Annotated in this window: 9 protein-coding genes and 1 tRNA gene; 1 reads left to right on the top strand and 9 read right to left on the bottom strand. The window is 34.9% G+C overall.

Annotated features, from left to right (window positions below; all coding sequences use genetic code 11):
* Window positions 1–26: 26 nt before the first annotated feature.
* The 8 genes from PHP06_08625 to PHP06_08590 all read right to left on the bottom strand — a co-directional run bounded on the left by PHP06_08625 (window position 27) and on the right by PHP06_08590 (window position 9,267).
* Window positions 27–1,709, bottom strand: a complete 1,683-nt coding sequence (locus PHP06_08625) for an ABC transporter substrate-binding protein (protein MDD3840620.1) — start codon at window positions 1,707–1,709, stop codon at window positions 27–29.
* Between the two features lie 17 nt (window positions 1,710–1,726).
* Window positions 1,727–2,761: a nicotinate phosphoribosyltransferase gene (locus tag PHP06_08620; GenBank protein MDD3840619.1), complete on the bottom strand. Its 1,035-nt coding sequence runs from the start codon at window positions 2,759–2,761 to the stop codon at window positions 1,727–1,729.
* Between the two features lie 63 nt (window positions 2,762–2,824).
* Window positions 2,825–3,379, bottom strand: coding sequence for a lytic transglycosylase domain-containing protein (locus PHP06_08615; protein MDD3840618.1), 555 nt, complete (start codon window positions 3,377–3,379; stop codon window positions 2,825–2,827).
* The gene (coaE, locus tag PHP06_08610) at window positions 3,376–4,008 is read right to left on the bottom strand and encodes a dephospho-CoA kinase (GenBank protein ID MDD3840617.1); all 633 of its coding nucleotides are present in this window, start codon (window positions 4,006–4,008) and stop codon (window positions 3,376–3,378) included. Before coaE ends, PHP06_08615 begins: the two co-directional genes overlap by 4 nt.
* Entirely contained in the window at window positions 3,995–6,562 is a 2,568-nt protein-coding gene (polA, locus tag PHP06_08605) for a DNA polymerase I (protein MDD3840616.1), read from the bottom strand. Before polA ends, coaE begins: the two co-directional genes overlap by 14 nt.
* An 88-nt stretch (window positions 6,563–6,650) precedes the next feature.
* Window positions 6,651–7,418 (bottom strand): SIMPL domain-containing protein, encoded by a 768-nt coding sequence (locus tag PHP06_08600; protein MDD3840615.1) that lies wholly within the window; start codon window positions 7,416–7,418, stop codon window positions 6,651–6,653.
* Between the two features lie 8 nt (window positions 7,419–7,426).
* The gene (locus PHP06_08595; protein MDD3840614.1) at window positions 7,427–8,653 is read right to left on the bottom strand and encodes a DUF4349 domain-containing protein; all 1,227 of its coding nucleotides are present in this window, start codon (window positions 8,651–8,653) and stop codon (window positions 7,427–7,429) included.
* A 2-nt stretch (window positions 8,654–8,655) separates the two neighbouring features.
* A complete protein-coding gene (locus PHP06_08590; protein ID MDD3840613.1) occupies window positions 8,656–9,267 on the bottom strand; it encodes a sigma-70 family RNA polymerase sigma factor in 612 nt (203 codons plus the stop codon).
* A 206-nt stretch (window positions 9,268–9,473) separates the two neighbouring features.
* Between PHP06_08590 and PHP06_08585 the strand changes: the two genes are divergently transcribed.
* A tRNA-Leu gene (locus PHP06_08585) sits at window positions 9,474–9,559 on the top strand.
* A gap of 169 nt (window positions 9,560–9,728) precedes the next feature.
* On the opposite strand, the gene PHP06_08580 is transcribed toward PHP06_08585, so the two are convergent.
* Window positions 9,729–12,782: type I restriction endonuclease subunit R (locus PHP06_08580; protein MDD3840612.1), on the bottom strand; the 3,054-nt coding region annotated here is incomplete at its 5' end.

The raw sequence follows: 12,782 nt of genomic DNA, 5'->3' as shown, positions 1-12,782 counted from the left end.
ATCGTTAATTCTCACTCTTTGAGATTTTACTGTTCAAATATATACCATTCATGTAAACATCCATATAATTCATCCTCCGAGTAAACCTCAACATCTTTTATTTTTTCTGCCGCTACTAACGAGGATGTCCTAAAATAAAGACTTATATATGGCAAATCCTCGCCTATAGTCTTTGCTATATCAATGAAATTTGATCTAAATGCTTTTTCTTGAGTATATTGTCCTACCGAATCCAGTTGTTGGTCAAGTTTCTCGTTACTATAATAAACAAAGTTTGTTCCATCTTTAATAGCTCTGGAATGAAAGGCAAATGATAAATCAGGAACTCTGGATAAATTATAGCCAATCAACACGGCATCAAAATCCCCTTTTTTTATTATTCCTTGTAATTTAGTGCCGGCATCTGGATCATCCTGTACTTGTTGCCATTCAGCATACTTTAAATCAATATCCATCCCAAGTTTTTCAAGGTCCTTAACTATCTCCTGTGCAACTATCTTGCGTATTTCATTTTCTTCATTAGTCAAAAGCTCAAATTCAAGTTTGATTTCTTTTCCATCTATCTCTTTGCTAAGTATGCCATCATTATCTTTATCAGTCCATCCTCCCATACTAAGCTGCTCCTCTGCCTGTTTAGGATCAAACTCATAAATATCAAGAGATTGATCATATAACCATGACTGTGGCTGAACAGGTACATCTACATCAATTGCATGGTTCAGGAGAACCTTTTCAATTATCTTAGCTTTATTTATACCCATGGCAATTGCTTTTCTAACAAACTTATCTTGAAAAATAATATCTTTTTGATTTAATGCAATAAACTCATATTCTTGAGTAACAAAATCGCAGGTATTCATATTCTCAAACTGATTATATTTTTCAGCATCTATTGCCTTTGCACTGCATACATCAATTAACCCGGTCTCCAATGCAGCTATTTGGGCTTGCTCATCTGGCACCAGTTTGACATTTATTTTATCTATATATGGCTTTGCCTTCCACCAATCTTTATTGGATTTAAGCAGCATATCTTTTCTATTATTATACTCTGTAACTTGATATGCTCCCGTTCCTACAGGTAATATATGCTGATTCTTGAGCATGAACTCAGCAGACTGATAATAGTGTTGGGGAATAATAGGAATAGATAGTATGCCCAACATCCCGCCAACCGGCTTGTTGAATACGACCCTGATGCTGTTTTTATCCTGTACATTATAACTTTTTATAAAAGTGCTCAATTGACTTTTATAAGGAGATTCTATTTTATTGTTAAATATCATATCAAGAGTGAATTTAACATCATCTGCAGTCAATTCTTCGCCATCGTGCCACTTCACACCCTGCCTTATAAAAAAAGTCACTTGCTCACCATCGCCTTCAAATTCCCATGAACTTGCCAAACCTGGTTCTACCTTGAATTCACTGTCATACTCAACCAAATTATCATATATTAAATTGAAGACATTATATGAACTTTTGCTAGTCAACAATAAGGGGTTTAACCAAGCAGAATCCACCATCGAAATCCTCATTTCGCCACCGTACACCGGGTAAGGATCAACTTGCTTTTCTTCATCCTTCTCTTTTTGTTGCTGTTGTGATTCATCATCAATTAAATCTTCTGGTTTAAATAAATATGAACAACCAACAAGCATATTGATAATAAAAGCCAACATCAACAGCAGGCATAAATGCTTTTTCATTAAACGCCCTCCCATTTTTACTTGAGCTTTGCTAGCTTATTATTCTCCACTATCCCCGGTATACGACCTCTCTTTGCAACTGGCTTGCCTTCCACTTCCTTGATGTCCATAGTCATATCTATGGGAGGTGCCGCTGATATGTAGCTTCCTACTCCAAAAGCATCTGCTCCAGATTCTGATAAGATAGCTATCTTATCAGGCGTAAGACCTCCTGATACAAAAATCTTTACATTTTCAAATCCAATCAAATCTAATCGAGCACGTATCTCTTTTATTAGTGCTGGTGTAACACCACCCCTCTCGCTGGGAGTATCCAGTCGAATACCATTTAACTTATCGCCTAAAAATTGTGCCACCCTAATAGCTTCTTCAGCTTCATCCTTAAAAGTATCCACCAATATAATACGTGGATCATTTTCAGGCATTGATTCATCATATGCTTTTGCAATCTTTAAAGTATCACCAGCTATCAAAAAAGCAGCATGTGGAACTGTTCCTGAAGGCTCCTTGTTCATCATCTTTGCAGCTAGGATACAACTTGCATTATCAGCTCCTCCTATCACTGCAGCTCTTTCCATGACAGGAGCAACTGCCGGATGTACATGTCTTGCACCAAAACATATAAAAGGCTTGTCCCCACAAGCTGTTCTACAATGGGCAGATGCAGTGGCCCATCCACTTGAACTGGCTAAACTTCCTAAAAAAACAGTTTCAAATATTCCAAACTCAGAATATTTTCCTTTTATCCTTACAAGGGTTTCCTTAGATTCAAAAGTATCCCCTTCATTCAATGCCCAAACTTGAACATCCTTGTTGTCAAGTATACTCATAACTTCATCGATCCCGGCAAATACCCCTGGCTTTCTTGCAAATATCTCTGCAGTCACAACTTTATTTTCACAGTCAATATATTTTAACATGTCCATTGTTCTTACAAAATATATATCAGTGGTTGCACCAGCCATAATTTCCTCATGATTTGCTGAATAAAAATTCCTTTTAGATTCTAGTTTTAATCCTTTGACATCCTCAAGCGTTTCTATCTGTTTCATTGCAGAGTGTCATTCCTTTCTTTTTAATCCATATGATAAAATATTATATCATGAAAAATCAAGTTATTTATATATATTTTTGTACTTGTTATATTTATCTATCACTTTATGTACATAATTATCCGTTTCCTTAAAAGGTATCCTGTTTAAAGATATTCCATCATTACTGTAATTTTTGTCAGATAGCCACTTGTTTACATTGCCTCGGCCTCCGTTATATGCTGCTAAAATATTTCTTAAATTATCTCCAAACTCTTCCCTTAAATTATCTATATACCAACAACCAAACATGATATTTATTTCAGGGTCAAATAACATTTTTTCTGAAAACTGCTTATAATCAATTTTATGAGCGATCCATATTGCAGTAGGAGATGTTATTTGCATCAATCCCAATGCATCCTTGTGGGACCTTGCGTTTGGGTCAAAATTGCTTTCCACAGATATTATGGAAGCTACTAAATAAGGGTCTATTTCATACTTGTCGGAATATTTGAATATCAACTCTTTATAACTTATTGGATTTAAAACTCTCTGAAAAAAAGCAGAATTATAAACCATCCAAAAAACCAAAACAATAATAAATGTTATAGCAATAGTAATGCATATCTTTTTCAACCGCCACAGACCTCCGTCAAAACTTTGTTCCATAAGTTTTCTGTTTGCTTTAAAGTATATTCTTCGGTGAAATTATTATCTATTATATAATCTGCATATTTGACCTTCTGTTCCAGTTCCATCTGACTTTTTATGATATTCAATGCATCTGTATAACTTATATTATCCCTTTTCATCAACCTTTCGATCTGTACCTGTTTCTCTAAAAATACTAACCATACTTGGTCCATTTTTTTATAGATGCCTGTTTCAATTAAAAGTGCGGCATCTACCACTACTACAGGTATATCTTTATTGCAGACATCTTCAATCCTTGAGCTTATCTCTCTGATTATTTCAGGATGAATTACTTTATTCAACTTTTTGAGCATGACCGCATCATTAAACACTATATTTCGTACTAAAGGCCTATTTAAATTTCCATCATTATCTACAATCTCTTTACCTAATTCATCCTTTAATTTTTGTAAAACAAAAGAACCCTTTTTAGTTATTTCCCTGGAAACTATATCTGCATCTATTACATATGCACCAAGGTGCTTTAGATGGGCCGATACCGTGCTTTTTCCACTGGCTATACCGCCTGTCAACCCAATTTTTTTTGTTTTTAAGACTTTATTTTGCATCATACCAAGTTTCTCCCACATTGATATCCACCAAAAGAGGCACCTTTAACTCAACTATAGATTCCATGGTGTGTTTTACCATATCCTTCACTACATCTAATTCAGGCTTAAATACTTCCAATATCAGTTCATCATGAACCTGAAGTATCAATTTGGTTTGCATATGCCTTGATTTTAAATTAGCATATACCTTTATCATGGCTTTTTTTATGATATCGGCTGCTGTTCCTTGTATAGGGGTATTCATTGCTATCCGCTCACCAAATGTCCTGATATTATAATTTCTTGATTTTAACTCCGGTAAGTCTCTTCTGCGGTTAAATAGAGTAGTTACATAACCGTTTCTCTCGGCAAACTTCACAATGTTATCCATATATTTTTTCACACCGCTATATTTATTAAAATAACTATCTATATATTCCTTGGCCTTTTTTCTGCTTATGTTCAGATTGCGGGCCAACCCAAAATCACTTATTCCATACACTATTCCGAAATTTACCGCCTTTGCATCTGATCGCATAGACGGAGTTACCTTATCGATAGGAACATCAAATATTTGAGATGCAGTGCGAGTGTGAACATCCTGTCCTTTTATGAAAGAATCTATAAGGTTTTCGTCTTCAGATATATGTGCTAAAACCCTCAATTCTATCTGAGAATAATCTGCTGAAAGTATCAAAAAATCATCATTATCGGGTTTAAATACCTTTCTTATCTGTCTCCCCTGTTCCATCTTAATGGGGATATTCTGCAAATTTGGTTCGGTGCTGCTAATCCTACCGGTAGAAGTAACTGTTTGATTAAAGCTTGAATGAATTCTTCCCGTCATTGGATTTATTACATTGATCAGTCCATCTATATATGTTGATCTTAATTTTGCCATATGTCTGTATTCTATGATGTATTCTATTATTTCATGCCTATCCAAGAGCTTTTCTAACACCTCTATATCAGTAGAATATCCGGTTTTTGTCTTTTTAACTACAGGAAGATTTAATTTTTCAAAGAGTATAATGCCTAATTGCTTGGGTGAATTAATATTGAACTTTTCCCCGGCAATTTGATAAATACGTTGCTCTAGCTCTGAAATTCTCTCACTGAATTCATCTTTCAGTTGTTTGAGAATTTTTTTATCTGCTCTAAAACCGTATATCTCCATGTCAGCAAGTACTTGTATCAATGGAAGCTCTATATCATAGAACAATCTTTCAAGGTCATCATCTTTTAACCTGCTGTTTAATACGTCCTTTAACTGCATGATATCCACAATATCTCCGCTACTTATACCGTAATCTATCGCCAATTCTTCTAATTTATAAGATGCTCTGGTAGGTTCTATAACATAAGCAGCTATCATAGTATCAAATGCAATACCTTTAAGTTCAATATTATTTTTATTTAACTCAATTAGTAGTTGCTTTAGGTCGTGCCCGTAGATACTTATTGACTCATCTTCAAAAATATCCTTAAATGCCTTTAAAAATTTATTGTAATCCATTCCTTTGCTTAAAAGGTCTTGAACCAATTTAATTCTAAAGATGTGCTTATCATCATATGAAATTATAACATCCCGTCCTATATTGATAGCCATTTTTCCGTTTTTTCTTATATTGTCCTTAATTTTATTTATACCTTGCCAATCACATACATCTTCTATTTTTCTTTGTAGATTGCTTTTATTTGTATCAAAATCAAATCCCATCCTATCTATCAGACTATTGAACTCTAACTCTTTAAATATTTGATAAACTTGCTGATTTTTATAATCTTTGAAGGTGCATTGACTAAAATCCGATTCTATAGGCACATCTGTTACTATCCTGGCAAGCTCCCTGCTCATCAAAGCCTGTTCCTGATATTTTTCTATGTTTTCTTTAAGTTTTTTACCTGACACTTTATCCTTGTTGTCCAATACATTTTCCAATGTATCAAACTGTTTAAGCAACTTTAACGCTGTCTTTTCGCCTACACCGGGAATACCCGGGATATTATCGGACTTATCGCCCATAAGACCTTTTAAATCTACCATTTGTTCAGCGGTTATTCCGTAGGTTTTTTCTATCTGCTCCTTAGTATATTTTTCAACATTAGTTATTCCTTTTTTAGTGATAATTATGTGTATGTAATCAGATGCCAACTGCAATGCATCTCTGTCTCCTGTAACTATCAACGCATTTATCTTTTCACACTCTGCCCTTTTTGCCAATGTTCCCAGCACATCATCTGCTTCAAACCCGTCTATTTCGAACATCCTTATACCCATCGAACTGAGCACTTTCTTGAGCAGTTCTATCTGGGATACCAATTCATCAGGGGTCTTTTTCCTGCCTGCTTTATATTCATCATACTGCTCGTGTCTAAAGGTAGGCGCCTTTCTATCGAAGGCAACACCTATATAATCCGGCTTTTCCTGGTCTATCACTTTAAACATCATGTTTAAGAAACCGTATACCGCATTAGTGTATACTCCTTGTTTGTTAGACAAAAGAGGTAAGGCATAGAATGCCCTATGAATCAAACTATTTCCATCAATTAAGATCATTTTTTGTTGTGGCATTATCTCTCTCCTTTAAAACATTGATTATCTTATATTATATATAAAATACAACAAAAAAAAAGGAAATATGCTTATAAAGCACATTCCTTTAATACGAATATACTACATTTACCTTGGCACTTACTTCCAGTTGCCCCGGCTGAATAGGAGTTTGCACCGCCTCATCAGCAAGCTGCACCGCTTCCTCCTTCATATAACCATCTATCACTATTCCCTCTTTCTCTGTAACCTCGCTGATATATAACATATCTTTTATCTTTACTCCCGCAGCCCCAGCCACTGATTCTGCCTTCCCTTTGGCCTCCTCTACAGCTTTAGCTAAAGCCTCATCATAACTTTTCTGCTGATCTGCCAGCCCGAATTGTATGCTCCCTGCTCGATTCACGCCGGCCTTAGCTACCACATCTATTGTTTCTCCTACCTTCTCAATGTTTCTTATGATGACAAGTACTTCGTTAATTACAATATAACCATCTACATGAGCTTTTCCGTTTTGATCATACCTTTCTTTAGGATAAATATTATAATTATTTGTCTGTATATCCTCATCTTTTATTCCCATTGACTTTAAACTGCTTATCACTTTATCCATCTTTTCTGAATTATCTATCTGGGCTGTCTTCGCAACCTTATCTTCGGTCTGCACCCCAAAACTTATATAAGCAATATCAGGCTGTACGAATATTCTTGATTGCCCGATAACTGATATTACCTTGTTATTCCCCAGCTTATTTTTGTCAGTACTGATTATATCAGTCCCTTGCGCTTTGGGTGCTTTGAAAATCTCTATAGCGCTGAATACACAGATAAGAGCGACTAACGTTATCAACGTAATATATACAGTGCTTTTTTTCAAAACAAACATCACCTCCTGATTACATATTTCTTAAATAACCATATTGCTAATAAGATCAAAGGAATATATGGAAGTACAGCACCGATAAAAATGATAAGCGCCTCTATACCCTTAACAAGACTGTTTAACGATTTGATAAAGCTATTTGCCATCCTCTGCCATAAATTCTGGTCAATTTTCTCAATTTCCTCTTTCTTTACTTCATAGATATTTATAGATATTGTAGAATACTCCACAAGGTGATCCCATTTTTTCAAAGTACCTGTGAGGTTCTCTATCTCAAGCCTTATCCTGGACAACTCGTTTTCTAACTTTAATATAGTATCCAGCTTTTCCGCTTTTTCTAATAAGGCCAGAAGCCTTTCTTCCTGAATCTCAAGAGTTTTCAACCGTGCCTCTGTATCAAAGTACTGAGATGTTATATCCTCACCGCTCTCACTCAGCTCAATGATCTCACCGTACCCCTTTATCACTTCAATAAACTGTCCAAACTTTCCCTGTGGGACTTTTAATTCAATATGTGCACTCCTTGAAACATCCTTGCTAAACCCGGAAATATTCGAATTTTTAACATAGCCTCCTTGGATTTCCACCATTTGAGTTATTTTTCTAATAATACTGTCAAACTCCACTGTTTCCATTTCTATATAGGCATTATTTATTATCTTTCTTCCTTCAATACCGCGAAAAAGTGTATCTGCATCTTCTTTAGTCTGTTCGCCCGCATCCTGTTCCTCTTCCGGAGAGACTTCCTGACTTTCAGCTTTATCTTGGACTCCCGCTGTGTCATATGCCATATCATCTTCAGAGCTTTCCGATTCCGCTACTTGTTCATAATTTGCACCACCATCCATCATTTGTTCAACAGCTGTTTTTTTATCGCTGGAACCCATATAAAATCCTGCTTTAATCAAATTGTATGACACTACTAAAATCGCTAATATTGCCGCAATAGAAACTAATCTCTTCCAATCGAAATGTAGTATTCCAGCTTTTTTTCTTTTTTCGTCCTGTGTCTGTTCCAATAATTTTTGATGCAGCTGTTTTTCGTAGCCTTCAGGCAATTCTACTTCAGGTATATCTCTGCATTTTTCAACTATTTCACAAATTTTATTGTATTCTTCTCTGCACCTTTTACAGCTGTGCATATGTTCAACAAACTCATTACACTTTGAGTTTTCTAATTGTCCATCAATATACTCCGATATAAAATCCTTAAATTCATTGCAAGTCAACTCTATCCCTCCTTCCTACTATTTTGACGGAACCTATTTTCTTTTTGTTCCATATCTTTTTCTAATATATCTCTCAAATAATTTCTCCCACGACTCAACCGAGATTTTACAGTACCGATGGAACACTTCTGAATATCAGCTATTTCGCTATATGTAAAACCATGTAAATCTTTGAGCACAACAGCCGCTTTGAATTTATAGGACAGCTTATTTATTGCAGATATTATCTCATCCCTAGATTCCCTCCTGTTCAATTCAAATTCAGGAGAATTGCCCCTCGAATCTGTTTCAGCTATTCCTATGCCTATATCCTCCATTTGCTCAAGAGATACGATGTTTTTTTGTTTTTTTCTTTTTCTCAACTGGTCTGCACATGTATTCATAGTTATCCTATATAACCATGTTGAAAAAGATGATTCTTTTCTAAATTTCCCCAATGCTCCATAGACCTTCAAAAAAACTTCTTGAGATGAATCTACAGCATCATAGTCGTTACCAAGCATCCTATAGCAAAGATTATATACTTTTTGCTGATATGGCTGGATCAATTCTTCAAAGGCCTGGAAATCTCCTTTAACGCTCTTTTTAATCAAGTCATTCTCACCTGTACTCAATCTTCCTTCACTCCTTTCATAGGAACAAAATCACACCTATAGATTTTAGACGAAAAAATATAAATTATTGTTCCATGTTAATCCATATATTTTAAAGTTGGACAAACATAATAAAAAACCTGCATAGTAAACATTAATTTTTTAATAAAAATTATTGCATAAATTATTTAACTATGTTATCATATTCATTGTCACGATTCTTATATGCCGCTGTGGCGGAATAGGCAGACGCACAGCACTCAAAATGCTGCGTCCTCTGGACGTATCGGTTCGACTCCGATCAGCGGCACCAAAAAAAGAATGGTTCTAACAATATTGTTAGAACCATTCTTTTTTATTGTTCAAACATTATATCCTTATTTTTAACCCCTTTATTTTTTAAATCTAATTAACATACGGGTATATTTCTCATAAATCAGCAAGTCTTTTTAATCATTATCCAATAGTTTTTAATAGAAATCTCATCTCAGTATATAATCTTGTTTATTTTCATCTGCTGCTTGGTTATACTGAGAATAATCCACACTCACATTTCCGCACATCTTCTCTGCCTGTTTCATAACAACTTTAAGCGCATTTTTTGCTTGTTCAGGTGGATAATCATATTTTTTAAGAAGTCTTTTTATAATCCTTCTCATGCCTGCCTGAGCACTTTTTCTTACGCTCCAGTCAACAGTAATATTATTTCTTATAGCTAAAGTCAACTCTTGGGCAATCTTTTTTAAAGTCTCATCAGTCATAAATTTTTTAACAGCTTGGTCTGCTGTCAATGCATCATAAAATGCTATTTCATCTTCATTAAGCCCTAAATTTTTTTCTTCTTCTTTTACCCTTTTCATCTCATGGGCCATTCTGATCAGTTCTTCAATGACCTCTGCATTGGTGATAGCCTGATTTCTATATCTATTGAGAGCTTTTCTCAATTTTTCGGAAAACTTTTCCGATTTTACCACATTTCTCTTTTCCATTGACTTTATATTGCCCTCTAATAATTTCTTCAGCATCTCTACTGCTAAGTTTTTATGCTTGATTTCTCTAACTTCATCCAAAAACTCTTCTGATAAAATAGAAACATCAGGTCTTTTAAATCCCATCACATCAAAAACATCGATTACATCTTCTGATATAATAGAGCGCTCCAACATTTGATTTACTCTAACTTCAATCTCTTTATTAGATCTTTTAACTGTTTCTTTTTGCCTTAACTTTATCAAACTTGCCTTCACAGCTTTAAAATAACTTACTTCTAGCGCTTTTGCTTTCCCTTCATCTGTAGCTGCGCATAGAGAATGTGCCTTTGCTAATTCTACTGCTATTTTCTTAAATTCTTTCTGTTCTTTTTCTGGCTTTCCCAGTATAAAATCCATCCCACCTGTGATAGCTCTAATCCTTTCAACTTGAGATGTGCCCATGTATTTGGAATAATCAAATCCATGCATCATTCCTTGAAGTATTTCAAGTTTTTCTAACATAATAGAAACTGCTACCGAAGTATCAATTCCTGTATTTTTCTTATCTACATCTGTATATTCTTTCAATGCGCTCTTTAAATTCTCAAGAATCCCTAGATAATCAACGACTACACCACCTGATTTATCCTTAAATACTCTATTGACTCTTGCAATTGCCTGCATGAGAGTATGACCTTTCATAGGTTTGTCAATATACATGGTATGCATCGATGGTACATCAAAACCAGTAAGCCACATATCTCTAACAATAACAATCTTCAATTCATCATCGTTATCCTTCATTCTTTTAGCCAATATATCTCTTCGTTGCTTCCCACCAACATGTTTTTGCAGTTTTTCATTGTCTGCAGCACTTCCTGTTATAACTACCTTTATCCTGCCTTTATCTACATCATCATTATGCCAGCCTGGTCTTAACTTAACTATCTCATCATAAAGCTCTGCACAAATTCTTCTGCTCATGCAAACAATCATAGCTTTACCATCTATAGTCTTAGATTTTTCTTCATAGTGAGCAACGATATCTTCAGCAAGTTTTTTCACCCTATTTGGCGATCCCACTATGGCTTCTAGCCTTGACCATTTAGTCTTGCTCTTTTCTCTTTCAAGTTCTTCTTGGCCCTCAGTTACTTCTTCAAACTCTTCATCTATCTTCTTTAATTCTTCATCATCAGTTTCTAACTTAATAATTCTGTTTTCATAATATATTTTAACAGTAGCTTCATCCTCTACTGCTCGTGTCATATCATAGGTATCTATGCAATGTCCAAAGACGGCAGTTGTAGAGCGATCCTCTAAATCTATTGGTGTTCCTGTAAACCCTATAAATGATGCATTCGGAAGGGCATCTCTTAAATATTTTGCATAACCATACTTAACTTCACCTGTTTTTATATTAGTTTTTGCATCCAACCCATATTGACTCCTGTGAGCTTCATCAGCTATGATGATAACGTTTCTTCGGTCTGTAAGAACAGGCATTTCTCCTTCTTGAGGTTTGAACTTTTGAATGGTAGTAAATATGATTCCTCCTGATTGCCTATCGTTCAATAAATCGAATAATCCATTAATTTCTTTTGACTTTTCCTTGGCTTGCTGTTTCTTTTGTTCATCTGTTAGCTTTCTAACATCTGCTTGTTTTGGAGTTTGTCTCAGTATATCTTCAGATTTTGAAAAAGTACTAAATAGCTGATCGTCTAAGTCATTTCTATCTGTAATCACAACGATAGTTGGATTATTTAATTCTCTTACTAATCCTGCTGCATAGAATACCATAGACAAGCTTTTACCAGATCCTTGAGTATGCCAAATAACCCCTATTTTCCTGTCTCCTTGTTCACTAGTAGCTTCTTTAGTTTTTTCAATGGCTTTTTTAACTGCAAAATATTGATGATAGGCAGCAAGAATTTTAATAATTGTTTTCTTACCCCCTATTTTATTCCCTTCTATATTTTTCTCTTGTTCTTTGGATTCTTGAAATACAATGAAATTTTTAATGATATCTAACAGTCGATCTTTTGCAAGCATACCATAAAACAAAACCTCATACTGCGGCTTTGACAGCGGCTCAACTGTCTTTCCGTCAATGCTTCTCCAATTCATAAATCTTTCTTGATTAGATGTAATAGTCCCTGCCTTTGCATTGATTCCATCTGACAAGATACAGAATGCATTGTAATTAAACAGCGAAGGAATATCTCTCTTATAGGTTTGAATTTGGTTATATGCGTTTTCGATCCCTACATTTTCATCACTTGCTGATTTAAGTTCAATCACCACTAATGGAATTCCATTGACAAATATAATTAAATCAGGTCTTCTCTCTTCATTCTCTATAATTGTAAATTGGTTTACCACTAAAAACTGGTTATTCTCTACATTATCGAAATCAACGATATATGCTCTTTTGGTTCTGATATTGTTATTTTCCTTATAAGATACCTCAACGCCTTCTGTCAATAGTCTATGAAAGTATCTGTTGTTTTCTTCCAGCATAGGGCTATTAAAGGTAATGATTTGTCTATAGGCATCTTCTATGGCTGA

Source organism: Clostridia bacterium, assembly GCA_028698525.1.
Classification (GTDB): Bacteria; Bacillota; Clostridia; order JAQVDB01; family JAQVDB01; genus JAQVDB01.
Note: the sequence above shows the minus strand (reverse complement) of the source record. Positions and strands in the feature narration are given on the sequence as shown.